We start from the raw sequence: 25,266 nt of genomic DNA, 5'->3' as shown, positions 1-25,266 counted from the left end.
GGCTTGCTTGAGCGCCAAATGCGATTCTTGAGCGCGGGGGCGGCTTGCTTGAGCGCCAAATGCGATTCTTGAGCGCGGGAGTGGCTTGCTTGAGCGCCAAATGCGATTCTTGAGCGCGGGAGTGGCTTGCTTGAGCGCCAAATGGGATTCTTGAGCGCGAGTGTGGCATGCTTGAGCGCCAAATGCGATTCTTGAGCGCGGGGGCGGCTTGCTTGAGCGCCAAATGCCATTCTTGAGCGCGGGGGCGGCTTGCTTGAGCGCCAAATGCGATTCTTGAGCGCGGGGGCGGCTTGCTTGAGCGCCAAATGCGATTCTTGAGCGCGAGTGCGATATGCTTGAGCGCCAAATGGGATTCTTGAGCGCGGGAGTGGCATGCTTGAGCGCAAAACGCATTTTTTTGAGCGCGAGGTTATATATTCTTTCCAATTAAAAAACGGCACGCATGGATTTCTCTCATGCGTGCCGTGTTCTATTATTGTGCTGGATTTGCTTGTAGGTCGATCGAAATTTTGATGTCATCGCCTACGAGTACGCCGCCTGCTTCTAGTGCTTGGTTCCACGTTAGGCCGAACTCTTTACGGGAGATTTTCCCTTCTACTTCGAATGCAGCTACTTGAACGCCCCATGGGTTTGTTCCTGTACCTTCGAATTCTGCTTCAAATGTAACTTGCTTTGTTACGTCTTTAATAGTCAAATCACCTGTTACTTCGTACTCATCATCGCCTTTTTTCACGATATTCGTAGAGACGAATGTCAATTGAGGAAATTTTTCAGTATCAAAGAAATCGCCTGAACGAAGGTGATTGTCGCGATCTTCGCTATTTGTATTAATAGAATTTGCATCGATTGTGAAATTGATTTTTGCACCTGTCAAGTCTTCGGGATTCCCCTCAATTGTCCCTTCCACTCCTGCAAAACTTCCTTTAACTTTTGAAACCATCATATGTTTTACTGAAAAACCAACACTCGTGTGTGATGCGTCTACTTTCCATGTCGTCATTTTAACATCCACCCTTTCCATTTTTTGTTCTTCATTTTTCATTGCCCTTTTCTATATACCCGAATTTCCCAAGAGATATTGTCGTCCAGTAAAAATATCTCCACTTCAAGATATATTCCATATGATAACCTGAATATGTCTCGAAGTCAAGATAATAACAAAAGTTCAAAACTACCCAATTATGCATGCACTGTGAACGAGTCTATTGCAAATAATCCACCGAAGACGGATAGCAATACCCCTGTCCACTTCCCCATTTTCCTTTTTCTCAAAATGCACCCCACCTGCTATTCATTTCTATGAATGGCTATTCATCGTCTCTATTTGTGAATGGAATTTTTCAACATCAAGGACGCCGGTTATATTTTCTTGTCAAATCACTTGATAGCCAGCATACTTATACAAGTGAAGCCTTCTTTTTATTCATCAAGAAACGAAGGTTTTCATGCATAAGAATTGAAGGGACTGGATGTTGATGTCGAAACATCAGTGGTTTGAGGAACTACGCGGAATTATTGCAGAAGGCATATTACGGATGGATGAACCATTAAACAAATATACGATGACAAAACTTGGCGGAGCCGCTGATTTATTAGTCATTCCGGGGACGCTCGAGGAAACGGAAGCAACAGTGCGCTATGCATATGAAAATGACATTCCGCTTTTATTATTAGGAAACGGATCGAATATGGTCGTAAGAGATGGCGGAGTACGCGGAATCGTTCTTCATCTGGCGAAGTTGGATGCAATCCAAGTGAATGGCACAAATGTCCATGCGGAAGCAGGAGCCCTCATCATCGACGTTTCCAGACGAGCAGCTGAGGAATCGTTGACCGGCCTCGAATTTGCTTGCGGAATCCCTGGTTCAATCGGAGGCGCGATGGCTATGAATGCAGGCGCGTATGGCGGAGAAATTAAAGATATCATTCGTCAATGCACTGTCCTTACAAAATCCGGGGAACGCCTCGTTCTATCAAAAGATGAACTCGAGCTTGGCTATCGAAAAAGCATCATTGCGTCTGAAGGATATTTCGTTTTGTCCGCCGATTTTGAGCTAGCGGAAGGAGATCCCGAAGCAATCAATGCGAAAGTGGCAGACTTGACGTTCCAGCGGGAATCCAAGCAACCTTTGGAATATCCTTCGGCAGGAAGTGTATTTAAACGGCCACCTGGTTATTTTGCAGGTAAACTGATCCAAGATTGCGGCTTGCAAGGAAAAGGTCATGGCGGCGCAGAAGTGTCAACGAAGCATGCAGGTTTCATTATTAATAAAAACGGAGCAACCGCATCCGATTATATCAACACAATCAATATGGTAAAGACAGAAGTGAAGAAGAAATTTGGAGTCGACTTGGAATTGGAAGTAAAGATTGTAGGGGAAGAATAAAGCGAAAAACAAAAAGCGGATGACCATAAACCGGCCATCCGCTTGTATTTGGAATCGATATGTTCACTGTTCCGTTTTGCAGACAAACTGAGTCGCTTCAGTCACTCTATCGTCTGTGATCTGCACTTGGCACATTTTATTATTGTTCATGAATTTAAATATCCCGTTATTGAAATCCGTTCCGATTTCCTTAAAGAAAATGCCTTCGAAACGCGCTTCTTTTGATAGGGTGAACTGGATTTGAAATCCGTCCCCATCTTCCACTAAGTAAGCTCGTACGCCTTTTTCGAACATGCCTTCTATTTCATCTTTAATAGCTCGGTCGACGGAAACGACGTGGAAATCGACAAACGTGATTTCCCGCAGTAAAACGTTCATGAATGAACCTTTTGTGATCTCTTCCCATCTGCTTTGAGCAGTTTGGCCGATAATAATTTGCGTAATATTATGTTTATGGGCTACTTCTTTGATCACTTTTGCAACTGGCCGTTTTTCATTGTCCATAATGATGAAATCTTCAACATCAAGCTCTTTGGCTAGCTCTTGCCATCTTTCGATATACTCGGATTTTTCGGCGTCAAATTCATCGAATGGCAATGGGTCAATCGTTAATATATATAGTGGACAATCCGCAATAGTTGCCATTTTATGCCCACGTCTAATGAGACGTTCACCATTTGGACCGTAGTAGACACAAACTAATATACTTTCGTCCATACGTCCTTTTACTTTGCCCATGACCGTAGTCACCTCTTACAGTTTTTTTCGTTCAGCTTCATTTTATCATCTACAATTGAAAACCTTAGTATTATACAAAAAAGATGATTGATTGACAAGATGTAAATGTAACATTGTGCGATAGAAATTTTTTTAGTGTATAATTCAAATATACACTTTTCCGCAAGCTATCTGTAGCTACCTATTATGTCCCCAGTTCTGTCGTGAGTCAAGTCAATCCCCAAAAATTAAGAATAAATTTACATAAGTAGTTGAAAATCCGCATAAAACAGGAGGTTCGCTGTTGTTGACGATTACATTATCTATATTCATCCCCTTTGTGGCAGCCATCTTCGTTCCCTTACTATATAAGTGGATACATAGCCGGAAAATCGGTTGGTTTGTCTTACTTGTTCCATTTGTGTTATTTGCAATGCTTGCAAGCTTCATCCCTTCCATCGCGAATGGGGAAACATATATCCATACAATCCGGTGGATCGACTCCGCGGGCATTAATTTCACGACATATCTTGATGGTCTCAGTTTAATTTTCGGTCTACTTATAACGGGTGTCGGCACCTTGGTCATCCTATACTCCATCTATTATTTATCAGAACGGGAATCATTAGGACGCTTTTACGTTTATCTTTTGATGTTTATGGGTGCTATGCTCGGCGTCGTATTTTCCGATAATCTCTTGGTGCTGTACGTCTTTTGGGAACTGACGAGCATTTCCTCTTTCCTGCTGATCGCCTTCTGGTACTATCGGAAAAAGTCAAGGTACGGGGCACAAAAATCAATGCTTATTACAGTATCTGGCGGAATAGCGATGCTTGCTGGTTTCATTATGCTACATACTATGACAGGATCGTATAGCGTGCGTGAGATAGTCGACACGATTGGTCAGCATACGGACAAACCTCTCTTTTTGTTCGCTATGTTGCTTGTGTTAGTAGGTGCATTTACGAAATCCGCACAATTTCCGTTTCATATTTGGCTGCCGGATGCAATGGAAGCACCAACTCCAGTCAGTGCCTACTTGCATTCTGCAACGATGGTCAAAGCAGGCATTTACTTAGTCGCACGTTTCACTCCCGTTTTTGGCGGTGAAATGACTTGGTTTTATATTGTTAGCAGTATTGGGATTTTCACTTTGTTCTGGGGTTCGTTTAATGCAGTGAAGCAGACTGATCTAAAGGCGTTGCTCGCTTATTCCACGATCAGCCAGCTTGGATTAGTCATGAGCCTCTTCGGCCTCGGATCCGCTGCGCTCAATGAAGGGCACAGCGCCAATTCGATCATCTATGCACAAGCCACATTTGCAGCATTATTCCATCTCATTAACCATTCCACTTTTAAAGGAGCACTCTTCATGGTTGTCGGTATTGTCGACCATGAACTCGGTACGCGGGATGTCCGTAGATTAGGCGGCCTCATGGCATTCATGCCGATTACTTTCACTATCGCTTTGATCGGCAGCTTTTCAATGGCAGGACTACCTCCTTTTAATGGTTTCCTAAGTAAGGAAATGTTTTTTGAGTCGCTTGTCAATGCGCGCAATCTAGATCTATTTGACGCAAGCACCTTGGGGACGCTCTTCCTCGTTGTCGCTTGGCTTGCGAGTGTACTGACATTCGTATACAGCATGATTATCGTCTTCCAAACGTTTTTCGGGGAATTCCAACCGGATCGAATCGAGAAGCCATCCAGGGAAGCTCCTTTCGGCATGCTCTTGGCGCCTTCCATTTTGGCCACTCTTGTTGTCGGAATCTTTTTCTTCCCTAATATTATCGGTAATTACTTGCTGCGTCCTGCCATGGCCGCAGTGTATCCTTCATTTGAAAACGCGGAAGGTCTCATTCCGCATATCGTCGCGTGGCACGGCTTTACGAACCCTGCATTATGGATGACAGTTGGCGTCGTTATTCTCGGAATCATCCTTTATAAGTTCCTACGATATTGGAGAGGCGTTTATACGATCGCCCCTTTGAAATGGAATTTGGATGCCGCTTTCAATGCCACATTAATATTATTGGAAAAGGGATCGAATTACTTTACCCGCCTCTATATGAAAGGGTACTTGAAAGATTACCTTGTCTATATATTCTCGTTTTTTATCGTGGCGGTCGGAGGAGCTCTTTTACTGACAGGTTCCTATTCATTCGACTTTTCGAATGACGGGCCGATTACAGCAAATGAATTTCTAATTGTGATAACTATGACCGTGGCGGGAATCGCAATACTCTTTGCAAAATCCCGGAAGACGGCAATTATTTTAAATGGTGTGCTTGGCTATTCAATCGCATTTTTCTTCGTCATCTTCCGCGCACCTGATTTGGCGCTCACTCAAGTAATCGTTGAAACGGTGACGACTGCACTGTTCCTTTTATGTTTTCATTTTCTTCCGGAATGGAAGAAGGAAAGTTCAGCACCTCGCACGAAATTGTTGAATGGATTGATTGCCATTTCTGTCGGCGCGATCGTGACAATTCTTGGTTTAACCGTGCAAGGGAATAGAATGTTCGAATCGATTTCGGCTTACTTTGAAGACTCCTACAACCTTGCCGGCGGTAAAAATATCGTCAATACGATTTTAGGAGATTTCCGAGCTTTCGATACAATGCTCGAAGTCGTTGTACTTTTCATCGCCGGAATCGGTGTGTTTACACTTATTAAATTGAAAACGAGGAAGGAGGGACGAGAATTTGAAGATCAATGATGTCATATTGAAAACGGTATCGAGAATTGTCGTATTCATAATATTGACGTTCGGCGTGGAGCTCTTTCTTTCGGGACATAACAATCCCGGCGGCGGTTTTATTGGCGGCCTCGTCCTCTCCTCTGCGTTTGTACTGCTTTACTTAGTAAATGATATTGAAACAGTGCATAAAGGCATTCCGTTCGATTTCAAGAAAGTAGCTGCACTTGGAGCGTTTCTTGCCGTCGGGACGGGGATTGGTTCCGCTCTGTTTGGCAACCAATTCTTAACGCAGGCAGCCGGACATTTACACTTGCCTGTTTTCGGCAATACCGAACTATCGACAGTCATCGTATTTGAAGCGGGGGTTGCATTGACGGTTGTCGGCGTTGTCGTGACAATTATTTCAACGATTAGTGAGGATGTGTAGCAAATGGAAACATTAATAACGGTACTTGTCGGCATTCTTGTAACGATCGCTGTCTATTTGCTGCTGTCCCGCAATTTAATTCGCGTGATTTTAGGGACTGCTGTCCTGTCACACGCAGCGCATCTGCTATTGATGACTATGGGAGGATTGAAGAAAGGCAGTGCACCGTTGCTTGGCGAAGAAGCGGAAAGCTATACGGATGCATTGCCACAAGCGCTTATTCTTACAGCGATTGTCATCAGCTTCGCCGTTACCGCTTTTTTACTCGTGCTTGCCTACCGCACATACAAGAAGACAGGAACGGACAACCTCCAAGCATTGAGAGGGTTTGAAGATGAATAATATAATAGTTATGCCAATGATCATTCCGTTACTAACCGGAATCATCTTAGTTTTTTTACGTCCTTATGTAATCATACAGCGCGTGGTCGCCATTGCATCGAGCATTGCGACGGGAGTTGTCAGTATTATAATATTAGACACGATTCAGCAGGAAGGAATCTTAAGGCTCGATTTTGGTGGCTGGATGCCGCCGTACGGCATTTTATTTGTTGCGGATTCTTTTTCCATGCTCCTCGTTGTGACGACTTCGATCGTAACAGGAATTCTTCTACTATACGCTTTTTCGTCCATCGGCAAGCAGCATGAGAATATGTTTTTCTATCCGTTCGTCTTCTTCCTTGTCGCGGGTGTTAACGGCTCATTCCTAACAGGTGACTTATTCAACTTATTCGTCTGTTTTGAAGTGATGCTTCTATCCTCTTATGTACTCATTACGATGGGAGGCAGGAAGATCCAGCTGGTAGAGTCAATCAAATATGTCACAATCAACGTGTTGTCCTCATGGTTCTTCTTAATCGGGATTGCGTACTTATACGGAACACTCGGCACACTAAATATGGCGCATTTGTCAGTCAGAGTCGCAGAAGTAGGACAAGGTCCGTTGCTGACAGTGATCAGCCTTCTATTTTTAATCGTATTTAGTTTGAAGGCAGGCTTGCTCCTTTATTTCTGGCTGCCTGGGTCTTACAGTGCACCACCGACTGTAATAGCCGCCCTTTTCGGCGCCTTGCTTACGAAGGTGGGAATTTATGCGATGTTCCGTATCTTCACTCTCATCTTTTATCACGAATCGTCCATTACTCATACCGTGATTGGTGTCATGGCAATTATTACGATGATTGGTGGAAGTATCGGAGCCATTGCGTACAACGATATCCGAAAAATTGTGTCCTATAATGTTGTCATTGCAGTAGGATTTATTTTGGCAGGGCTTGCGGTTCAATCGGAAGTTGCTTTCCAAGGAGCTATCTATTATTTGATTCATGACATAATCGTCAAAGCTTTACTGTTCCTTCTTGCAGGAACGATGATTTATTTGACGGGGAAATCAAAGATCGAAGAAATGAGCGGTTTGATCCGGAACTACCCTACGCTCGGCTGGCTGTTTTTCATAACAATGCTGTCTTTGGCGGGCATTCCGCCGTTAAGCGGGTTCATCGGAAAGGTGTACATAGGCCAAGGAGCAATTGAAGCCGGCTCATTCATATTGTTGGCAGCCGCCTTTATATCCGGCATTTTCGTTTTGTATTCGCTTTTGCGCATCTTCCTAAATTGTTTCTGGGGTGAGACGATCATAAGCGAGGATGACGACGTGCCATTGAAAAAAGGGATGCTTATCCCATGTATCGTATTTGGGATTATGACGATTGCCATCGGGATCGGCGTCGAAGGTCTCGCTCCTTATGTCAGTGATGCCGCGAAGACGCTTATGAACCCTAGTATCTATATAGAAGCTGTTTTACAAGGAAATCGTTAAGCGGAAAGTGGAGGTGGAGGTTAATGCCAGCCCAGTTATTACTGAATCTGTTCATCGCGTTTTTATGGATGACTTTAATGGATGAAGATGAATTGAAATTTACGACTTTCTTTGCCGGTTTCCTAGTCGGGATTGGGATCATCTTTTTCATGCACCGCTTTTTCGGCACTCAATTTTATTTGCGCCGGTTATTTTCTTCATTTAAATTGCTCTTGATTTTCATCTCGGAATTGACCCAGTCTAGCATCGTCGTTTTGCGGCAGATTCTAAGTCCAAGATTGAAAATCAAGCCTGGCATTTTTAAATATGAGACCATTTTGATTAGTGATGTGGAAGTGACTATGCTGTCGCTTCTCCTTACCTTGACGCCTGGATCTGTCGTAATGGAAGTATCCCCTGAAGGCAACACACTTTATATCCACGCGATGGACGTCGAGCAGTCACGTGCAGGTTTAATTAAACAACTGAAGAATTTCGAGAGAGCTATCATGGAGGTGACACGATGATCGAAACAATGATTACAATTGCACTTTTCCTCTTTTCCATCACGATCTCCATTGCCGTCATTCGGATCATTCTCGGCCCATCCATGCCGGACCGTGTCATTGCACTTGATATGATTGGAGTCAATTTGATTGCTATGATTGCTGTTGTGTCGATCATCTTGAAGACGAAAGCCTTTTTAGAGGTCATTTTGATTTTAGGAATTTTATCTTTCATCGGAACGATCGCCTTTTCGAAGTCCATTGAGAGGGGGGTCATCGTTGAGCGTAAACGAGACAGGTGAATTTTTAGGGGCATTGCTTATTTTGACAGGGGGAATAGCGAGCGTCATTAGTGCCTTCGGGCTTATTCGATTGCCGGATATTTATACAAGATCGCACGCTGCAACGAAAAGCTCGACCTTGGCAGTGCTGCTGACGCTTTCAGGTACTTTTCTATATTTCTTGTTCCGCGAGCAGTTTGTTAGTGTGCGGGTGCTTCTCGGCATCGTTTTCGTCTTTCTCACAGCACCGGTTGCAGGGCATTTGATTGTCCGGGCTGCGTATCGATCGAAGGTGAAGCTGGCGGATATTTCGACGGAAGATGAGTTGTATGATGTGTTATATGGGAATGAAAACAAAGATGACGGTTCTAGCGAAAAAAGCTAGAACCGTTATTTTATTCTTATCAAATATCGCAGTTATCGTCTGTACATACGCCTTGGCTTTCTGAACCTAGCACTTTTAATTGTGGTTGGATTCCTTCTTCAGCAGCCACTTTTTCCAAAGCTTGTGTAAATACTTCTGCGGGCTGTGCTCCTGAAATGGCGTATTTGCGGTTGATAACGAAGAATGGCACACCTTGAACACCGAGTTGTCCTGCTTCTGCGATATCTTTTTTCACGTCATCTGCAAATTCGTCAGATTGAAGCGTTTGCTGAGCGCGTTCCATTGACAGTCCCACTTCTTCGGCTATCGCAAGCAACGTCTCCTCACTGTCGATTACTTCCCCATTCACGAAATGAGCTTTCAACAGACGTTCCGAAGCAGCTGCACCCTTACCTTCCGCTTCGGAGAGCTTTGCAAGGCGATGTGCGCTGAAAGTGTTTGCGACTTTCATGCCGTCGACATCATAGTCGAGATTGACTGTTTTCGCCTGCATGGCGACGTTCTGCAACATCCCTTTTGCTTCATCCAAGCCGATGCCATATTTTTTTGCTAACCCTTCCGGCACAGAGCCACTTGCTCCTACTGGTGTATTCGGATCCAATTGGTACGCCTTGAACACGACTTCCGCCTTGCTTTCTAAGCCTGTTTCTTTTAACGCTTCTTCCAATCTTCGTTTTCCAATGTAACAAAAAGGGCAAACATAGTCTGACCACACTTCAATTTTCATCATACCTACCACCTTTCATCTTCCATTTTAGAATTCATTCAAATTGGCAACAATGAATATGCCTACTGCTATCGTTATCGAAGATTATTTGGAGGGCTGAACATGTACAATTCACTATGGTTGCGAACCGCTTATCCTCGTGATTCATATCCCGCTTTAGACAAAGATGTCAATTGCGATGTTTGCATTATCGGAGGAGGTTTGAGCGGAATTGCCAACGCTTATTTTCTTGCAAAAGAAGGAAAGGACGTCATCCTGCTCGAGAAAGATGAAATTCTGTGTGGTGCAACAGGCAATTCAACAGGCAAATTGACGACACAGCATGATATCGTCTATGCAAATCTGATCAAACAGTTTGGACATGACAATGCAAGAATTTATTATGATGTAAACCGACAAGCCGTCCTGTTTGGAAGGTCTATTTCTAAAGGGGATGAATTAAGGAACGCAGATTCTATCCTTTTTTCTCAATCCAAGTATGGGACTGAGCTGCTTCAAGATGAAAAGAAGGCGTACGATGACATAGGTATAGTAGGAGAGTTTGGCAAAAATAGCGAACTTCCATTGAAAACGGAAGCTACATTGACGTTGAGAGATGAAACGCAAATCCATCCTGTCCGCTTCGGCCAGCATTTAGCGAAGTTAGCCGTACAGGCGGGCGCACGCATTTTTGAGAAATCGGATGTACGATTGATGGACTTGAAAAAACGTTTGCTCTATACAAATGCTGAACACGAAATCCAATTCAATGAACTTATTCTTTGCACACATTATCCGATAGAAGCGCTGAGAGGATTGCAAATATTGAAGTTGTCTGTCAGTAGATCATATATCGTCTCCGCACAGGCGAATATGCCGTTGACCGGTCAATATATTTCTGTCGACAATCCGAAACGTTCGATCAGAACAGCTTATATAGATGGAAAAACACATTTTCTTTTATCCGGCGAAGGGCATCAGGCGGGGATGGAAAAAGAGACACAAGTACATTATGAAACTTTATCCTCCGAATTGAGAAACGTCTATCAGCTAGACGAGATGAAATACGGCTGGTCGGCACAAGATCCGCAGACACCAGACCTTATTCCATACGCCGGCTGCATTTCGACGAGCATGCCGTATGTCTATTTGAATACGGGCTTTAGAAAATGGGGGCTTACGAATTCGCTCGTCAGTGCACGAATCATCAGCGACCAGATTGTCGGACGTCAAAACAAGGCAGCTTCACTTTATGCTCCCGATCGCACAGGTTTTGGTTCATTCCTCGTCCAAGCGTTGAAAAACACGGGACTTGTGCTGAAAGAATTTACCGGCGGTCACATTTCTAGGACAGACTCCCCTATTTGCACTCATATGGGGTGCAGGACGCGCTGGAATGAAGCCGACCAGACGTGGGACTGCCCGTGCCACGGATCACGTTTCCGAAAGGATGGCTCTGTCCTCGAAGGACCTGCAACGAAGCCATTAGATTTAGGATAGGCACTTCTTCTGTTATCCAGTATACTGTCCAAAAGGGGTGACACGGATGTCCTTGCGGAAAATCATACGGAAACAGGAAACGATTGAAGACAACTACCCGTTCAATCTAGATCTTATACAGAATTTCGAATCCCTCTCCCTCGATTCGCCCGTTACAATTATCGCAGGCGACAATGGCAGCGGAAAGACGACACTGTTAGAAGGGATTGCGGCGGCTGCGGGTAGCATCCTCATCAGCGGCGAGCATATGGAACGGGATCATTCCCTCTCCCCCGCATTCGATCTAGCAGATGATTTAAAACTTGTATGGGATGTTAAAACGAGAAATGGATTCTTTTTCAGGGCATCCGATTTCATTACGTATACGCGTAGCCTTGCAATAATCCGTGAAGAGGCGAAGGCGAAAGTGGAGGAAATCAAACGACACGATCCATATAGCCTTGAAGTCCTTCCTTATGCCAAGACGTATCATGAACTGCGTAATTTATACGGGGAGGGGCTTGAGAAAAGGTCTCACGGTGAAAGTTTTTTCGATTTATTTCAAGCAAGATTCCGTCCCGGTGGTTTTTACATACTCGATGAGCCCGAAGCGCCTTTATCTCCGCAAAACCAGTTGTCGCTCCTTGCGATGATCCACGACATGACGAAGGAAGGCGCCAAATTTCTCATCTCCACGCATTCCCCGATCTTCATGGCATACCCTGAAGCAGATCTGTATGAAATTCAGGATGGCGAGCTCATTAGAGCCACTTTCGAGGAAATGTCCCACGTCCAATTGACGCGTGATTTCCTAAACGCACCTGACCGATATTTACGGCATTTATTTGAATGAAAAAGAAGCGGAGGGAAATTTCGCTCCCCTTCCGCTTCTTTTCATCATTTCAATTCATTATTTTAGCGCTTCTGTCAAAACAGGCACGATTTGTTTTTTCCTTGAAACGACACCTTTGAACAAAGTCGTATTGTTTTTCAAAGGAACGTTGAATGCAGCGCAAGCGCGTTCAGCTGCGTTGCCGAGCGCAATGACAGTAGAATCATTGTTCAAGATGTCCGTTACGACGAACAAGAACAGATCCAATCCTTTTTCTTCAATGATGCTGTTTAATAGAACTTCCAGCTCAGACTGGCGGCTCATGACATCATTGACTTCAATCGCGTTCACTTGGGCGATTTCAATTTTCGAATCCCCGATTGTGAACTCCTTCGCATCAAGCGAGACAAGTTCTTCAAGCGATTTTCCGCTCAAATCTGCCCCAGCCTTCAACATTTCAAGGCCATACGTCTGCGCATCCACATCCGCAATCGCAGCCAATTCATCAGCCGCCGCACGATCCTCTTCCGTGAATGTCGGTGATTTGAAAAGCAATGAATCGGAAATGATCGCAGATAGCATAAGCCCCGCAATATCCTTCGGAATTTCTACTCCATGTTCCTTATAAAGCTTTTTCAAGATCGTCGCAGTGCAGCCGACCGGTTCAGCACGGTAATAGAGCGGGTCCGCTGTCTGGAAATTGGCGATCCGATGATGATCGACAACTTCGATGACTTGTACATCATCCAGATCATCGACGCTTTGCTGTTTTTCATTATGATCGACAAGGATGACTTGCTTTGCTTCGGGCGTTGCTTTTTCGATCAATCGTGGAGCTTCAAAGCCGAATTGACCGAGCGCATAAGCAGTTTCACCTGAAATGGAACCGAGACGCACCGCTTCTGCATCCATTCCAAGCTGTTGTTTCAAATAAGCATAGCTGATCGCCGACGTAATGGAATCGGTGTCAGGGTTTTTATGTCCAAATACTAATACTTTCCCCATCATAATCCTCCTACTAATATATTCCTATTTATTCTATCATAAAGGTTTACTGAACAAAATTGCTGCCAGCTCTTCTTTATTCACAAGAAAATCGGCAATCGTATACTTGTCCAACACGGCCAAATAAGCGGAAAGTGCTTCATGCAACGCGCCTTTCAACTTGCATGCAGACGATAGGATGCAATGATTGCCATCCGGACGGAAACATTCGACTAAATAGAAATCATCTTCTGTTTTCCGGACGAGTGCGCCTACATTTATATCTTCCGGCTTCACGTTCAGCCTGATTCCTCCGCCTCTCCCGCGCACCGTTTCGATAAGCCCCATTTTTCCTAGCTCATGGACGACCTTTGTCAAATGGTTTTTAGAAATTTGGTAGCGATCCGAAATTTCCTGGATCGTCGATAACTCTTCTGCTTCCTTTGTTGCCAAATACATTAATACCCGCAAAGAAAAATCTGTATATAAAGTTAACCGCATATTTTCACCGCCATTCACCAACCTATTATAAGCGATTATGTCGGTATCGTGAAAGAAATGTGTCTAAAATTTTACATCAATATAAAGATGCATTTTAAATATACCTTTTAGAAAAATAATCGTTTATAGTGGAATTAACAAAACAAGAAAGGTTGTGCACCTTATGTTATCCCAAAAAACAATTGATATTGTAAAATCGACAGTTCCCGTTCTTGAACAACATGGCAAAACAATTACGACAGTCTTTTATAAAAATATGTTCGCCGCTCATCCTGAGCTATTAAATATCTTCAACCATGCAAACCAATCGAAAGGGCGTCAGCAAACAGCACTCGCTAATGCTGTGTACGCAGCAGCTGCAAACATCGACAATCTAGGTGCCATCATTCCAGCGGTCGTTCAGATCGCGCATAAGCACCGTTCATTAGGCATCGAAAAAGAACATTATCCAATCGTCGGCTACCATCTTCTCGGCGCTATCAAGGAAGTGCTTGGTGAAGCAGCAACTCCAGAAATCATCGAAGCATGGGGAGAAGCATACGGAGTTATCGCAGATGCATTCATCGGCATTGAGAAAGAGATGTATGATGCAACTGAAGAAGCTGAAGGCGGCTGGAGAACGTTCAAGGAATTCGTCATCGTCGACAAAGTTCCAGAAAGCGACGTCATTACATCATTCTACTTGAAACCTGCGGATGGCAAACAATTGCCTACGTACAAACCAGGTCAATACATTACAGTGCGTTTCCGGGTCCCTGGAGATAAATTCACATTGAACCGACAATATAGCTTGTCCCAAGCACCAGGGAAAGACACATTCCGCATCTCGGTAAAACGTGAAGACGAATGCATGCCGAACGGAAAAGCGTCCGTCCACCTTCACCAAAATATGAACATCGGCGACAAAATCGAAGTGAGTGCTCCAGCGGGAGATTTCTTCTTGGATACAGAGAGCGCAGCACCTGTAACACTAATTAGCGGTGGCGTCGGCATCACACCGATGATGGCTATGTACGAAACGATTGCGAATGCTACACCTGAACGTCCAGTTGCATTCCTTCATTCAGCACGTACACGCAATCACCAAGCATTCAATGAAGTCGTACGCAACTTGAACGGATCACTTCCACATTCCAAATATGAAGTGCTTTATTCTGAAGAAGGCGATGGGTTCATTAACAGTGAATTCCTTGCGAAGCACGTACTTGAAGGCAGCGACGTGTACGTCTGCGGACCGACACCATTCATGCAAGCCGTCGTCTCTGCATTGCACAGCATCGGAGTAAAAGAAGAAAACATTCACTTCGAATTCTTCGGACCAAAAGAAGAATTGGAAATGGTTACTGCTTAATTCAAATGCATTTGACGTCTGAAGCTGGATGAAAAAACGCGGCCCCCAACCGAAGGGAGCCGCGTTCACTTTTATTATTATCTTCGAACCTTCTCAGGCAATTTTACTGAAGCGACAATCAAAATACCTGATAGTAATAATCCTAAATAACCGATCAACGGATAGAAATATGCAACAAGGTTTTTGAAGCCTAGGAAGCTCACCGCAAAGCCGATTACTAAGGTTACCAAAACAAATAGCTTAAAATTCTTCGTACCGATTTTCACAAAACGTGCTCCAAAAGCATAAAACATACTGACAGCCGTGTTGAAAATCATTCCGTACAAAACGAATGCCATGAAAATTGCTAGTGCTGGAGAAATGTCGTTAATAATTGCCAGCATTGGCAATTGTGCATCACCAACTACATCCACTTTAGAGAAGATTGCCAAATGGCTTAGTAAGATAAGAATACCTAAACCTAAACCGCCTACTAATCCTCCAAGCGCTGCTGTCCTTTCATCTTTCTCCGCGCCTCCCATAACGAGTGACATGGACGCACCAACCGCAATATTGAACGACACATAGTTCACTGCAGAAATAAACCAGTTCGGCAATGTAGTATCTACACCTTGGGCAATCGGGTCAAGCACTGCAAACGACGTATCCATTGTCACTAAGCAATAGACCGCAACGCCGACAACCGCAAGAATAAGGAATGGAGTAATACTTCCGATAACCGCTACGACTTTGTCAACATTTAATAAAATCGTGATGAAGACAAGCACAACCATCAGTAAGCTACCGACGAATGAAGGGATGCCAAATTGCTGTTCAAGATTCGATCCAGCACCCGCTACCATGACAACACCTACACCAAACAACGTGAAAATAATTATGTAGTCAATAATCGTGCCTAAAAAACGCCCGCTAATCTTATAAATGACTTCCTTATGGGATGTTGTACGCAACCGGCTTCCAAGCCTTGTCAGTGCCATCCCTATGTAAGCAAATAAAGCAGTAGAAACAATTGCAGCTGCAATCCCCATCATTCCGAAACTTGTAAAGTACTGCAAAATCTCTTGGCCAGACGCAAAACCGGCTCCAACGATAATTCCGATGAAAGCGCTTCCCATTTTCATTATTTTTATCATGGTGTTTCCCCCTTGGTGTCCCCGTAAAAAAAACGAATATGTACCAAATAGTCCGAATTTTTAACGCGGATTAAGTTGTCCCGTTCCAATTTACCATGCTCCTCAACTCTTTTCAACATGATATTTTTTCTTTATTTTTTTATTCCCAAATCTTACAAAAAAAGAACCGCCCCCATCGAGGACAGTTCCATCTTATTATTTTTCAAGTAATTTCTTAGATTCTTCGATGAATGCCGGCAAATCGTCAGGCGTTCGGCTCGTCACCAATTGATTTTGACAAACAACGACCTCTTTATCCGCATATTTTGCACCTGCATATTCCATATCGACTTTGATGGACTTATAGCCTGTTGCATCTCTGCCTTCCAATGTCTTCGCCGTTAGCAGCAGTTGCGGTCCATGGCAAATGGCGAATACAGGTTTCTTATCATCCATGAACTTTTTCGCAAATTGTACGAATCGATCGTCCGCACGTAGCTGATCCGGTGAAAAGCCGCCAGGAATGAACAGGGCATCGAAGTCTTCAGGTGAAGCATCGTCGATTCCAACGTCAATCTTGACCGTTGACTCACCTTGCTTGCCTTTCACTTCTTTGCCAGCTTCTTTCTCGATAGCGACGACTTCATGTCCCGCTTCTTGAAAAGCCTTAGCCGGCTCCGTATACTCCGAGTCTTCGAATAGATTCGTGATCACTGTAGCAATTTTAGCCATTAAGCACTCACCCTTTCGTTTATGTTCACCTTACTACTATTCCACATTGTTGTACTACTAAACTTAAGGGCGATACTTTGAGACAAAAGGATTATCTTTTTCAAAAAATCTCCACGGATAATGGACGGCTTCTCCCGAATTACCAATTCCTACACGAGGGCCCGTTTCAATCTCAATTCCTCCTGGACCTTCGGCAATGAACAGCGGCTCGTCGGCCCAATGATGCCCATAGTACTTCATTGTCACACCGAGCGCTTTTGACAGCTTGCCCGGCCCATTCGTCCAATCTTTCATTTTTAAATGCGGTCCGCGATTATCCCTCATCAGCTCAAGACCATCGACAGGTTCCGCCGCACGGATCAGAACAGCATGCGGCGTCCCAATCGGTCCACTCACGACATTCATCAACGTATGGGTGTGCATTTGATACGTATACACAAGCCCAGGGGCACCGAACATGATCTCCGTCCGCTTCGTACGCCGGTTCCCGAAACTGTGTGCTGCACGATCTTCAGGTCCGTGATACGCTTCCGTCTCAACTATCCTTGCGGCAATAACCCCATCCGGCCGCTCATGCACAATATATTGTCCGACAAGATTGCGGGCAAGCTCCAGCACATGCGGCTCGAAAAATGATTTATCAATTGGCTCGTACATCCATATCCTCCCTCCGTGCAAGTTTTTTATAGAGATCTCGTTATCATTAATTTTCTGTACATCGCTGCGATTTTTGGGTTCTCTCTTTCCCATTCTTTATTTCTCGGCATGGGAATCTTATATTGCTTCTCCAACTCATTCATTAAACCAACCAGCAGCATATCCCTTCTTGGTTGGTCTGAATGAATGATTTCCTCATATTCTGTTTGATAATCCGCAAGCGATTTCTTTGTTGCCATTACATAGTTCCTCCGATAATGTTCTTCAAATGTTTTATTCCAATAGGTTACGACAATCCTTGCCCTTCCGCAAACTCTTTATAAAGAGGATGTGATTCAATTAATTCATTATGCGTGCCGATCCCCGTAATACGCCCCGCTTCAAGGAAAATGAGCTGGTCTGCATCAATGACAGTCGATAAGCGATGCGCGATAATGAGCGTCGTTCTCCCTTCCATCAATCTCTGCAACGCCTCTTGAACATGCGCTTCGGATCCGCTATCCAAATTAGAGGTCGCTTCATCGAGCAGCAAAATTTCCGGATCATGCAATAACGCCCTCGCAATTGCAATCCGCTGCCGTTGGCCACCCGAAAGCTTCATTCCCCTCTCCCCGACGAGCGTTTCAAAACCGTCTGACATCGCTTCAATAAATTGCAGAGCATTCGCCGCCTCAGCAGCCTTCTGCACTTCATCGATTGTTGGACGCACTTCTAAGCCGTACGCAATATTATCCATAATCGTTCCGCTCAACAATGGGCTTTCCTGCGATACATAACCGATCCGCTTCCTCCAATCAGACAATGAGATTTTCGAAATCGGTACATCTCCGATAGAAATCTCACCTTCCGTCGGTAAATAAAACCGTTCAATCAAAGAAAAAATCGTCGTTTTCCCTCCGCCGCTCGGTCCTACAAACGCAGTTACTGTCCCGGGTTTTGCTTGGAATGAAATCCCCTCTAAGACTTCCTTTCCACTTTCGTACGAAAAGCTAACCGATTCGAAATGAATACTTCCATCCAGCACCATATCGGCACCTTCCGCCTTCTCGCTGTCCATTCCCAAAATCTGCTGAATGCGCTCCGTTGCGCCGACTGCCTTCTGGAAAATCGTAAACACTTGCGCCATTTGCGCAAATGGCATAATGATCTGGAACATGAGAAAAATAATGGCGACGAGCGTTCCTGCGGATAAAACACCTTTTGAAACTTGTGCACCGCCATATCCTAAGATGACGACCAAAATGCTCATCATCACAAGCGTCATGACAGGAGATATAATCGCCTGTATTCTTGCTTCCTTCAATCCAAACGAAAACAAAGATTGAATTGCCTTCTCTCCTTTCGCCCCTTCATTGGGCTCTGCCCGGTATGCCTTCACCAAACGAATATCGCCAAGCACACGTCCGAGATGACCCGAAAACTTTGCCATTTCCCCTTGTGTCGCCTTCGCAATCTTATGCATAATCCGGCCAAGCGGAAAAATGATCGCCATGCTGACCGGAATGCTAATCAACATGATCAACGTCATCTTCCAGTCCAAATACAACAGAATCGCAACTGCTCCAATGATTGAAATGATGCCCGTTATGAACGACACGAGATGATCAGATACTAATTGTTTCAACATCGTCGTATCTTGCGTAATGCGACTCATCGTTTCACCGGTTTCATTTTCATCGTAATAGGCAACGGGCAGCCTCAGCACTTTCCCCCATAGCTTGCCCCGCAAATCGGCAACTATTGTTTCGCCGATATACGCAAGCAAATAATACGAAACTCCGCCCAACACCGCCTGTAAAATAAAAACAGTAAAAAGGAACACAGCTGTTTTCCAATTAAACGATGCCGCCGTCAACGAATCAACAAGCTCCCTCGTCACTAACGGAACCGCCAAACTCGCCGCAGTCGAAAACAGAGCAAGCACCAGCGCAATCGCCGTCTTCCCCTTTGGCCATTTCAGCTGCCGCAATAAAGCAATGAATTCCTTCATCGATCCCTTCGTTTTTAACTCATCTTCCATCCAATCACCGACTCTCTATTTTCCTTCATACCAATAATAAGCATTATAAAATTTCGTATACATATCAAAGCTCATTCTAATGTCATTTTGAATTTCTTCAAGACGATGGATCATATGGAATCTTGAATAAAATGGGGTGTTCATAATGCTCACAATCTCCTCCTCAGCTGCTCGACTCCGACTCAAAGCGGCATTGAGATACTTTCTGGATTCCGACGAGTGTGCCTCCTCAAAAGTGATATCCAATAACCTGTCCTGCAAGAATCTAAGGTCTTCCACAATAATATTCAAGTCACTTTTACTGATTCTTGATCTGGAGGTCGTCATCATATCCATTTCATACGTTTCGAGAATGTATGGAGTAGCGTACTTAACATGATCCATCGTATAGCCTTCCGGATCCTTCCCCTCATTCTCTTCATCCACCTTCCTGAATTCATATAATTTCATTTTGTAATCTTGCAAAATAGGAAGCTCCGTACTGACTGAAACGGATTGATAGACGCTGAAAGCCGAATAGGGGAAAAACACCTGTGCAAATAATAACCCTGTGACAATAACTAACCCGATCCACATCTCCTTTTTCAATCCATATCCCCCTTATGCAAAACCGCCAGCCACCTCTCCACTTCCTTCGGCGATTTCAAAATTATCACTTCCGCATTGGCACGCTCAAGCATTTGCAAAACGCCCGGCCGTTTCTTTTTTGGATACGTCCATATGAACTTCACAAACTCCCAATCGATCTTTTCTGGACAGCCTTCCGCCATATCCGGACGCGTTTTCCCGCGATACATCCATCTTCTTTTGAAAACCCTCGATAGGCATAGCCAATTCGGGAAGTCGAGGAAAATAATCAAATCAGCATATTGAGCCCGCATCTCAATCGTGGAGTTGAAATTTCCATCGATGATCCATGCGGGCTTTTTTAATTCATTTTGAAGTTTTTCACGAAACTCAGGATTCGGGGTCGGCACCCATCCTTCATTCCAAAAAAGGGCGTCTAAATGGAGGACCGGCAATCTGAGACGTTCTGCAAGCTCAACAGATAACGTTGACTTTCCCGCCCCGCTGCATCCGATAATTAAAATCCGGTTATATGACTTGTCATTCATCTCGCAATTCCTCCAGCATCCTGCCAATCGCCAACCAATCCGCATCTAAGTCGGGACGGTGGGACGGTCGATAAAATACCGCTGCCGGATGGAAAGTCGGAACAATTCGATATAGACGCTCTGTCCACTCAAACGTAGTTGCATCAAGATCAGGGAGAAACCGAACTGGCCGTTCCAGCAATTGGCCGTGAAGCTCCGTCACTTTCGCATCTTTGCCGAGCAGCCTTTGCAATCCGACATTCCCGAGCGCTACAATAAGCTTCGGCTCAATATTCGCCAACTCATAATCAAGTACTGGGGCATGCGCCAAGATCTCTTTTGTTGTCGGCGGCCGATTATACTTCCGTTTCGTCATCGAACCGTCACGCTCCCGCTTCTCTCCCCATTTGTATGGACGGCTGCGCACTGCACTCGTAATATACACATCGTCACGCGTAAGTCCGATCGAATCAAGTGACTTCATCAATTCCTTACCAGCCCTGCCGATGAAAGGAATTCCATTTATCGCCTCAAATTCCCCAGGCGCTTCGCCGATCAGCAACAGCTCTGGCTTCTGGGGTCCTTCCCCATAGACAAACCCTTCCACCGGAAACCCTTTGATCCGCTCCCTGCCAAGTTCAGCTATCGATTCAGGTATTCGAAACATCGACACACTCCCTTTCAACCTTATCCGGGTTTTTCATATCTGGGTTAAGTTAGTAACTTTATTGTTTCATCTAAAAATGCTTTCCCGTCACATTGTTTGATCTTCTCGATTCCTTCTTCTATCCGATCATATCGAAATGCGCGGATAATTGCGAATAGATGAGGGATCATCTCCTTTTCGCGATCAGATAAAGGCCTTTCAGTTTCATAAGCGTCTATGTATGCTTCGTATCGTTCTTCAGAAGTTTCTTTTCCCTCGAAGTCATAATGCCATGCTAAGAAAACAGCAACGCCTATACACTCATTAAGCAAAACTTCATCCCCTGCGATATTGTAATCAAAAACAGCGGAAATTTTATCTTGTTGGAATAGAAGATTATAAGGACATAGATCTCCTTGTACCGGCCCCGATGGAAGTGAATCCCACTCTTTTTGTAATTGCGTTCTTCTACTTTGATACAGTTCTTTTATCATGGCCAACTCAACAGCATAGTTTTTATCTTCAGCCACAGTTTTGATCAAGTCCAAATAACTTAATTCATTTTCATCATATTCACCAAATGCATCCGTTTGGTTCCCGCCGAACATGCCCCAGCTTGTTCCTGTATGGAAACGGAAATCTGTTTTTGATGAAACGGCATGTTGTTTACCGAGCATCTTTCCAATTTCTTTAATATGTGATAAGTGGAGTTTCTTTATCTCTTCTCCCTTCCCTTTCTGTTCGAGAATGAAAAGCAAACCCTCGTGCTTTACATACCCGTTTCCATCTATTGTTTTTTCCGGCATGATAAAAGGTAAACCCGCATCATTCATAATCACGGTGAATTCGATGATACTTTCAATAAAAGCAGCTGGCTGTTTTTCACCTTTCAAGAAATACGTTTCCCCTTCCACTTCCACCTCTGCAACAAGCCGATCTTTATCTCGCAAAATTTCTTGGCGGGTTATCGGCTTTGAAAAATAGTGCTGCATTACCTTTTGGATCAATTCATTCGCCTCCAACAATATGTTGTTGCAACGATCGCTCTACGCTTGTCGCGAAGCTATTGCCAGCTCCCCAATCAAAGCGGAAAAATACACCTTCCGAGCTGCCCGCCGCGACGACATGGACACGTGTTGCACCATCAAAGTTATCAATCGTCGTCGTGACAGAAGCTCTGTTATTCGAACGCATATAATATTTTTCCATTATCAACACATGGACTTCCGACGAACCGGCTGTCCTCCTATAATGATCTACTAACGTACCGCTAATGCTTCCACGGAGGATTTCAGACTGAATGATGTCTACTGCTTCTCCTGGCGTAATCGACACGTTGAAGTCCTTAACTGACATATCAACATCCCCTCTCTATATTTTTATATACGTTTGGAATCGTTTGGAAGTTTCAATTTGTTGAGGTTACCGGAGGAGAGGTGGGTTTGAGCGTGAAAAGGCGTTCTTTGGGCGCAGAACGCTACGCTTTGAGCGCAGAATTCCACTTCTTGAGCACGGTTTTGATTTCTTGAGCGCAAAAGCCGGTTCTTGAGCGCAAATTTGATTTCTTGAGCACGGAACCTGTTTCTTGAGCGCAGTCCTGCCGCTTTGGACGCGCTGACTTTTCCAATCAAAAAAGGACTGCCACGGCAGTCCTATCTCTTATTCCAATTCCAATTGTTTAGTTTCGGTCCCTAGCAGCAGAACTGCGAGGACGCCGATAATAATGGCACCGCAAAAAATCGTGAAAATGAATCCGAAGCCGTATCCAGCAGTCAACATCGAGCCGACTAGCAATGGGCCGAAGATGCCGCCGATTCTGCCAACTGCAGCCGCCATTCCCGAGCCGGTCGCCCGGACGGCAGTTGGATATTGTTCCGGTGAATAGGCGTATAATGCCCCCCATGCCCCTAAGTTGAAGAATGAAAGGAAAGCGCCTGAAATGAGTAACATCGTAAGCGACTCAGCATTTCCGAAAAGAAGTGCGCTCACCGCTGTACCGATCAAGTAGGTCGCAAGGACAAATTTTCGTCCTGCCCTTTCAATAAGCCAGGCAGCTGTGAAGTAGCCCGGCAATTGTGCGAGAGTCATGATAAACACATACTTGAAGCTATGGATCATATCGAATCCTTTCATGACCATGACGCTCGGCAGCCAGAGGAACATCCCATAATAGGAGAACACGACGGTAAACCAGACAATCCATAGCATCGTCGTCCTACGCGAGTATTCCTTGGACCAAATTAGCTTCAACTTGTCGCCGATTGACTGTTTCGGTTCTCCCTCCCTTTCAAATTTCGGGGAGTCGGGCAAATTGCTCCGTAAATAGATGGCGTAAAATGCCGGGAGCGCAGTCAGGATGAGCGCTATCCGCCATCCGAATTCAGGGATGATGAAGTACGCAAGCAACGCTGCAATAAGCCAGCCTGCAGCCCAAAAGCTTTCCAATAAGACAACGACTCGTCCACGCTCTTTTGCCGATACGCTCTCCGAAACAAGCGTCGAAGCAACTGGAAGCTCTCCACCAAGACCTGCCCCTACGAAAAAGCGCAAAATGAGGAAGACGGTCAACGTTGTCGTCAATGCCGATAATCCGCTCGCCAATGAAAAGAGTACGAGCGTCATCATGAAAACATTTTTCCGTCCAATCCGGTCTGCAAGTAATCCAAAGCCAAATGCCCCGATTGCCATACCGATCGAGTTCATGCTTCCGATCCAACCCATTTCACTTGTCGTCAAATGCCATTCGACCGAAATGGCTGCAATGACGAACGAAAGGATACCGACGTCCATCGCATCGAACATCCAACCTGTCCCAGAAATCGCGAGTAATTTATTGCGGGAGATGCTGCTATTTTTTGTATTCAAAATAAGTCTGCCCTTCGTTGTATAGTTTAGTGTCTTGACACTTGTCATTATACTACCAGGCTACTAGTAATCACAAGCAGTTTTTAAACGATACTTAATCGTCCATCTATCATTCGCGCATGAACCCCTAATTTATCCACGTCAATATGATGGACTTGATCTCCTATCCAAATTTCTGTGCCGCATCGGGCGAGCCCAATCGTAATTGTCCCGCCACTATCCGTCTTGACAACCGTTTTCACACCATTCGCAGACCCAGTTTCTTTAATGGACACCTTTTCACCGGCTTCGATGAGCCCACCACGACAAGAGCCTTCGACGGAAACTTGACTTTTCGCTGTAACTGAACAATTGCAAAGCCCTGCATCCGTCACCTCGATAGATCCATTGCATGACAAGGCGCTATTACTGGCATAAGGAAGCTTTAGAAAAGAATCAATGCATCCCTTTGCCGAGAATTTCTCGACAAGCACATTGGCCTCCTTTAAAAGCTTTACAAACTCTTCCGCATTATTGACAACCGTCAACGATGTGTCTGTAAAAACGTTAGACAACTTCTCAATGATCGGCTCCCATTCCGGCGACAATTGGGCAGAATGATCTTTTGCCTTTTGAATGAATTCAAGCTTGTCGCGTTGAAAATCCAAATATTTTTCCTTTAGAATAACCCGCATAACGTCTTTCAATTCACCAGCATTTACTTCATCTGGCTTGACGCCGCGTAAATGGATGATTTGAAGTACGGTTTCCTGCACCTTCTCCAAATAGGAAATAAGTTCGCTTAATTGTTCCGCAAGTATTTCTTCCAACACTTCCTGCATTCCGACTGTCACAGTGGAGGAGAAGACATTTCCTTCGATGGTGGCAGACGCTCCCGCTTCGACGGTCGCTTTCCGGACAGTCCCGTGAATAAAAATCTTCCCCGATGCGCCGACAAACATTGAGTTTTCCACATCTTTGCCGATGCGGACATCACCGTTGAAGCAAATATTGCCGCTTCTCACATCGACATTTCCATCATGCAAAAGTTCATTGACATTTTGCGTTATTTCCGTCACAGATTTCTCCATGCTCTCACCTCGAGT

At 44.7% G+C, this 25,266-nt stretch carries 28 protein-coding genes; 11 read left to right on the top strand and 17 right to left on the bottom strand.

The genetic code is table 11. The features are described 5' to 3' along the window. Nucleotides 1-472: 472 nt before the first annotated feature. Nucleotides 473-1,000, bottom strand: a complete 528-nt coding sequence (locus tag ACTHPA_RS05500; protein ID WP_440499154.1) for a YceI family protein — start codon at nt 998-1,000, stop codon at nt 473-475. Between the two features lie 475 nt (nt 1,001-1,475). On the opposite strand from ACTHPA_RS05500, the gene murB reads away from it, so the two are divergent. Further along, nucleotides 1,476-2,387, top strand: a complete 912-nt coding sequence (gene murB / locus ACTHPA_RS05495) for a UDP-N-acetylmuramate dehydrogenase (RefSeq protein ID WP_440499153.1) — start codon at nt 1,476-1,478, stop codon at nt 2,385-2,387. Nucleotides 2,388-2,450: 63 nt separating this feature from the next. Here the strand turns inward: murB and ACTHPA_RS05490 are convergent, their stop codons facing one another. Next, complete coding sequence (locus ACTHPA_RS05490; protein WP_440499152.1) at nt 2,451-3,125, bottom strand: histidine kinase; 675 nt, start codon at nt 3,123-3,125, stop codon at nt 2,451-2,453. Nucleotides 3,126-3,408: 283 nt separating this feature from the next. Here ACTHPA_RS05490 and ACTHPA_RS05485 point away from each other — a divergent pair, with 283 nt between their 5' ends. The 7 genes from ACTHPA_RS05485 to ACTHPA_RS05455 are packed head-to-tail and all read left to right on the top strand — an operon-like array spanning nt 3,409 to nt 9,202. Continuing rightward, nucleotides 3,409-5,823 (top strand): Na+/H+ antiporter subunit A, encoded by a 2,415-nt coding sequence (locus tag ACTHPA_RS05485; RefSeq protein WP_440499151.1) that lies wholly within the window; start codon nt 3,409-3,411, stop codon nt 5,821-5,823. After that, nucleotides 5,810-6,232 (top strand): Na(+)/H(+) antiporter subunit B, encoded by a 423-nt coding sequence (locus tag ACTHPA_RS05480; RefSeq protein ID WP_440499150.1) that lies wholly within the window; start codon nt 5,810-5,812, stop codon nt 6,230-6,232. Before ACTHPA_RS05485 ends, ACTHPA_RS05480 begins: the two co-directional genes overlap by 14 nt. Nucleotides 6,233-6,235: 3 nt before the next feature. After that, nucleotides 6,236-6,574: a Na(+)/H(+) antiporter subunit C gene (locus ACTHPA_RS05475; protein WP_440499149.1), complete on the top strand. Its 339-nt coding sequence runs from the start codon at nt 6,236-6,238 to the stop codon at nt 6,572-6,574. After that, complete coding sequence (locus ACTHPA_RS05470) at nt 6,567-8,051, top strand: Na+/H+ antiporter subunit D (protein WP_440499148.1); 1,485 nt, start codon at nt 6,567-6,569, stop codon at nt 8,049-8,051. The genes ACTHPA_RS05475 and ACTHPA_RS05470 overlap by 8 nt, the downstream gene beginning before the upstream one ends. 23 nt (nt 8,052-8,074) lie before the next feature. After that, nucleotides 8,075-8,557, top strand: a complete 483-nt coding sequence (locus ACTHPA_RS05465) for a Na+/H+ antiporter subunit E (protein ID WP_440499147.1) — start codon at nt 8,075-8,077, stop codon at nt 8,555-8,557. Next, a complete protein-coding gene (locus tag ACTHPA_RS05460) occupies nt 8,554-8,838 on the top strand; it encodes a Na(+)/H(+) antiporter subunit F1 (protein ID WP_440499146.1) in 285 nt (94 codons plus the stop codon). Before ACTHPA_RS05465 ends, ACTHPA_RS05460 begins: the two co-directional genes overlap by 4 nt. Beyond that, a complete protein-coding gene (locus ACTHPA_RS05455) occupies nt 8,816-9,202 on the top strand; it encodes a Na+/H+ antiporter subunit G (RefSeq protein WP_440499145.1) in 387 nt (128 codons plus the stop codon). The genes ACTHPA_RS05460 and ACTHPA_RS05455 overlap by 23 nt, the downstream gene beginning before the upstream one ends. A 19-nt stretch (nt 9,203-9,221) precedes the next feature. Here the strand turns inward: ACTHPA_RS05455 and ACTHPA_RS05450 are convergent, their stop codons facing one another. After that, nucleotides 9,222-9,929, bottom strand: a complete 708-nt coding sequence (locus tag ACTHPA_RS05450) for a DsbA family oxidoreductase (RefSeq protein WP_440499144.1) — start codon at nt 9,927-9,929, stop codon at nt 9,222-9,224. 102 nt (nt 9,930-10,031) lie between these two features. Here ACTHPA_RS05450 and ACTHPA_RS05445 point away from each other — a divergent pair, with 102 nt between their 5' ends. Continuing rightward, the gene (locus ACTHPA_RS05445; RefSeq protein ID WP_440499143.1) at nt 10,032-11,408 is read left to right on the top strand and encodes an FAD-dependent oxidoreductase; all 1,377 of its coding nucleotides are present in this window, start codon (nt 10,032-10,034) and stop codon (nt 11,406-11,408) included. A 46-nt stretch (nt 11,409-11,454) separates the two neighbouring features. Beyond that, on the top strand, nt 11,455-12,240 hold the full coding sequence (locus ACTHPA_RS05440; RefSeq protein ID WP_440499142.1) for an AAA family ATPase: 786 nt from the start codon (nt 11,455-11,457) through the stop codon (nt 12,238-12,240). Between the two features lie 57 nt (nt 12,241-12,297). Here the strand turns inward: ACTHPA_RS05440 and ACTHPA_RS05435 are convergent, their stop codons facing one another. Both ACTHPA_RS05435 and ACTHPA_RS05430 read right to left on the bottom strand, forming a co-directional pair. Further along, nucleotides 12,298-13,224 carry a manganese-dependent inorganic pyrophosphatase gene (locus ACTHPA_RS05435; protein WP_440499141.1) on the bottom strand — a complete coding sequence of 309 codons (927 nt, stop codon included), beginning with the start codon at nt 13,222-13,224 and terminating at the stop codon, nt 12,298-12,300. A 36-nt stretch (nt 13,225-13,260) separates the two neighbouring features. Continuing rightward, complete coding sequence (locus tag ACTHPA_RS05430) at nt 13,261-13,704, bottom strand: RrF2 family transcriptional regulator (protein ID WP_440499140.1); 444 nt, start codon at nt 13,702-13,704, stop codon at nt 13,261-13,263. A gap of 163 nt (nt 13,705-13,867) precedes the next feature. On the opposite strand from ACTHPA_RS05430, the gene hmpA reads away from it, so the two are divergent. Then, nucleotides 13,868-15,055, top strand: a complete 1,188-nt coding sequence (gene hmpA, locus ACTHPA_RS05425) for an NO-inducible flavohemoprotein (RefSeq protein ID WP_440499139.1) — start codon at nt 13,868-13,870, stop codon at nt 15,053-15,055. A gap of 77 nt (nt 15,056-15,132) precedes the next feature. Here hmpA and ACTHPA_RS05420 read toward each other — a convergent pair whose 3' ends face one another. The 12 genes from ACTHPA_RS05420 to ACTHPA_RS05365 all read right to left on the bottom strand — a co-directional run bounded on the left by ACTHPA_RS05420 (nt 15,133) and on the right by ACTHPA_RS05365 (nt 25,251). After that, the gene (locus ACTHPA_RS05420; RefSeq protein ID WP_440499138.1) at nt 15,133-16,188 is read right to left on the bottom strand and encodes a YkvI family membrane protein; all 1,056 of its coding nucleotides are present in this window, start codon (nt 16,186-16,188) and stop codon (nt 15,133-15,135) included. A 195-nt stretch (nt 16,189-16,383) separates the two neighbouring features. Continuing rightward, nucleotides 16,384-16,899: a type 1 glutamine amidotransferase domain-containing protein gene (locus ACTHPA_RS05415; RefSeq protein ID WP_440499137.1), complete on the bottom strand. Its 516-nt coding sequence runs from the start codon at nt 16,897-16,899 to the stop codon at nt 16,384-16,386. Between the two features lie 63 nt (nt 16,900-16,962). Beyond that, complete coding sequence (locus tag ACTHPA_RS05410; RefSeq protein ID WP_440499136.1) at nt 16,963-17,556, bottom strand: DNA-3-methyladenine glycosylase; 594 nt, start codon at nt 17,554-17,556, stop codon at nt 16,963-16,965. 26 nt (nt 17,557-17,582) lie between these two features. Then, nucleotides 17,583-17,795 (bottom strand): hypothetical protein, encoded by a 213-nt coding sequence (locus tag ACTHPA_RS05405; RefSeq protein WP_440499135.1) that lies wholly within the window; start codon nt 17,793-17,795, stop codon nt 17,583-17,585. Nucleotides 17,796-17,842: 47 nt separating this feature from the next. Continuing rightward, nucleotides 17,843-19,576: an ABC transporter ATP-binding protein gene (locus ACTHPA_RS05400; protein ID WP_440499134.1), complete on the bottom strand. Its 1,734-nt coding sequence runs from the start codon at nt 19,574-19,576 to the stop codon at nt 17,843-17,845. Nucleotides 19,577-19,591: 15 nt separating this feature from the next. Continuing rightward, complete coding sequence (locus ACTHPA_RS05395; protein WP_440499133.1) at nt 19,592-20,164, bottom strand: hypothetical protein; 573 nt, start codon at nt 20,162-20,164, stop codon at nt 19,592-19,594. Beyond that, entirely contained in the window at nt 20,161-20,691 is a 531-nt protein-coding gene (locus ACTHPA_RS05390; RefSeq protein ID WP_440499132.1) for a DNA topology modulation protein, read from the bottom strand. Before ACTHPA_RS05390 ends, ACTHPA_RS05395 begins: the two co-directional genes overlap by 4 nt. Further along, nucleotides 20,684-21,337 (bottom strand): uracil-DNA glycosylase, encoded by a 654-nt coding sequence (locus tag ACTHPA_RS05385; RefSeq protein ID WP_440499131.1) that lies wholly within the window; start codon nt 21,335-21,337, stop codon nt 20,684-20,686. The genes ACTHPA_RS05390 and ACTHPA_RS05385 overlap by 8 nt, the downstream gene beginning before the upstream one ends. Before the next feature lie 44 nt (nt 21,338-21,381). Continuing rightward, nucleotides 21,382-22,323, bottom strand: coding sequence for a phosphotransferase enzyme family protein (locus ACTHPA_RS05380; RefSeq protein ID WP_440499130.1), 942 nt, complete (start codon nt 22,321-22,323; stop codon nt 21,382-21,384). 1 nt (nt 22,324) lies between these two features. Continuing rightward, nucleotides 22,325-22,672 carry a DUF6054 family protein gene (locus tag ACTHPA_RS05375; protein ID WP_440499129.1) on the bottom strand — a complete coding sequence of 116 codons (348 nt, stop codon included), beginning with the start codon at nt 22,670-22,672 and terminating at the stop codon, nt 22,325-22,327. 303 nt (nt 22,673-22,975) lie between these two features. Next, nucleotides 22,976-24,118, bottom strand: a complete 1,143-nt coding sequence (locus tag ACTHPA_RS05370) for an MFS transporter (protein WP_440499218.1) — start codon at nt 24,116-24,118, stop codon at nt 22,976-22,978. A 146-nt stretch (nt 24,119-24,264) separates the two neighbouring features. Next, nucleotides 24,265-25,251 carry a FapA family protein gene (locus tag ACTHPA_RS05365; protein ID WP_440499128.1) on the bottom strand — a complete coding sequence of 329 codons (987 nt, stop codon included), beginning with the start codon at nt 25,249-25,251 and terminating at the stop codon, nt 24,265-24,267. Nucleotides 25,252-25,266 lie beyond the last annotated feature (15 nt).

It is taken from the genome of Sporosarcina sp. SAFN-015 (assembly GCF_051966875.1).
Lineage (GTDB): Bacteria > Bacillota > Bacilli > Bacillales_A > Planococcaceae > Sporosarcina.
The sequence above is the reverse complement of the archived record's forward strand: the minus strand, read 5'-3'. Positions and strand labels throughout refer to the sequence as shown.

Bases quoted from the DNA above. Each gene is read 5' to 3' on its own strand.
- ACTHPA_RS05445 (WP_440499143.1), top strand. From the start codon at position 10,032: ATGTACAATTCACTATGGTTGCGAACCGCTTATCCTCGTGATTCATAT.
- ACTHPA_RS05405 (WP_440499135.1), bottom strand. From the start codon at position 17,795: ATGGCAACAAAGAAATCGCTTGCGGATTATCAAACAGAATATGAGGAA.
- ACTHPA_RS05430 (WP_440499140.1), bottom strand. From the start codon at position 13,704: ATGCGGTTAACTTTATATACAGATTTTTCTTTGCGGGTATTAATGTAT.
- ACTHPA_RS05385 (WP_440499131.1), bottom strand. From the start codon at position 21,337: ATGTTTCGAATACCTGAATCGATAGCTGAACTTGGCAGGGAGCGGATC.
- ACTHPA_RS05460 (WP_440499146.1), top strand. From the start codon at position 8,554: ATGATCGAAACAATGATTACAATTGCACTTTTCCTCTTTTCCATCACG.
- ACTHPA_RS05365 (WP_440499128.1), bottom strand. From the start codon at position 25,251: ATGGAGAAATCTGTGACGGAAATAACGCAAAATGTCAATGAACTTTTG.
- ACTHPA_RS05370 (WP_440499218.1), bottom strand. From the start codon at position 24,118: ATGTTCGATGCGATGGACGTCGGTATCCTTTCGTTCGTCATTGCAGCC.
- ACTHPA_RS05410 (WP_440499136.1), bottom strand. From the start codon at position 17,556: ATGTACGAGCCAATTGATAAATCATTTTTCGAGCCGCATGTGCTGGAG.
- ACTHPA_RS05450 (WP_440499144.1), bottom strand. From the start codon at position 9,929: ATGAAAATTGAAGTGTGGTCAGACTATGTTTGCCCTTTTTGTTACATT.
- ACTHPA_RS05415 (WP_440499137.1), bottom strand. From the start codon at position 16,899: ATGGCTAAAATTGCTACAGTGATCACGAATCTATTCGAAGACTCGGAG.
- ACTHPA_RS05390 (WP_440499132.1), bottom strand. From the start codon at position 20,691: ATGAATGACAAGTCATATAACCGGATTTTAATTATCGGATGCAGCGGG.
- ACTHPA_RS05400 (WP_440499134.1), bottom strand. From the start codon at position 19,576: ATGGAAGATGAGTTAAAAACGAAGGGATCGATGAAGGAATTCATTGCT.
- murB (WP_440499153.1), top strand. From the start codon at position 1,476: ATGTCGAAACATCAGTGGTTTGAGGAACTACGCGGAATTATTGCAGAA.
- hmpA (WP_440499139.1), top strand. From the start codon at position 13,868: ATGTTATCCCAAAAAACAATTGATATTGTAAAATCGACAGTTCCCGTT.
- ACTHPA_RS05500 (WP_440499154.1), bottom strand. From the start codon at position 1,000: ATGACGACATGGAAAGTAGACGCATCACACACGAGTGTTGGTTTTTCA.
- ACTHPA_RS05435 (WP_440499141.1), bottom strand. From the start codon at position 13,224: ATGGGGAAAGTATTAGTATTTGGACATAAAAACCCTGACACCGATTCC.
- ACTHPA_RS05465 (WP_440499147.1), top strand. From the start codon at position 8,075: ATGCCAGCCCAGTTATTACTGAATCTGTTCATCGCGTTTTTATGGATG.
- ACTHPA_RS05470 (WP_440499148.1), top strand. From the start codon at position 6,567: ATGAATAATATAATAGTTATGCCAATGATCATTCCGTTACTAACCGGA.
- ACTHPA_RS05440 (WP_440499142.1), top strand. From the start codon at position 11,455: ATGTCCTTGCGGAAAATCATACGGAAACAGGAAACGATTGAAGACAAC.
- ACTHPA_RS05375 (WP_440499129.1), bottom strand. From the start codon at position 22,672: ATGTCAGTTAAGGACTTCAACGTGTCGATTACGCCAGGAGAAGCAGTA.
- ACTHPA_RS05420 (WP_440499138.1), bottom strand. From the start codon at position 16,188: ATGATAAAAATAATGAAAATGGGAAGCGCTTTCATCGGAATTATCGTT.
- ACTHPA_RS05490 (WP_440499152.1), bottom strand. From the start codon at position 3,125: ATGGGCAAAGTAAAAGGACGTATGGACGAAAGTATATTAGTTTGTGTC.
- ACTHPA_RS05475 (WP_440499149.1), top strand. From the start codon at position 6,236: ATGGAAACATTAATAACGGTACTTGTCGGCATTCTTGTAACGATCGCT.